The organism is Psychromonas aquatilis, from assembly GCF_038155185.1.
Classification (GTDB): Bacteria; Pseudomonadota; Gammaproteobacteria; order Enterobacterales; family Psychromonadaceae; genus Psychromonas; species Psychromonas aquatilis.
Genome location: NZ_JBAKAZ010000241.1, coordinates 1 through 235 on the forward strand (window position 1 = coordinate 1; position 235 = coordinate 235).

General features: G+C 40.0%; 1 pseudogene. It reads right to left on the bottom strand.

The window, feature by feature from the left end:
- Positions 1-235: pseudogene (locus tag V6256_RS15450) on the bottom strand (peroxiredoxin-like family protein); the annotation flags it as partial.

Genomic DNA, 235 nt, shown 5'->3' on the forward strand with positions numbered 1-235 from the left:
TATCTTCAGGCTCTGAGCGCACACTGGAATCTACATCTACAAAGCGCCATACAGCAATACCTTGCTGATTTAAGATATATGTTGCTGGAATAGGCATAATGTTTGCGTTACCGTTATTGATATTCTCAATGTCTAGTTGATGATCAACTTTCATGTGCGCTAATACAGAATCAGCCACTTTCCATGACACTCCAAATTTAGCAGCAACATCAGCGTCTTGATCTGATAAAACCTC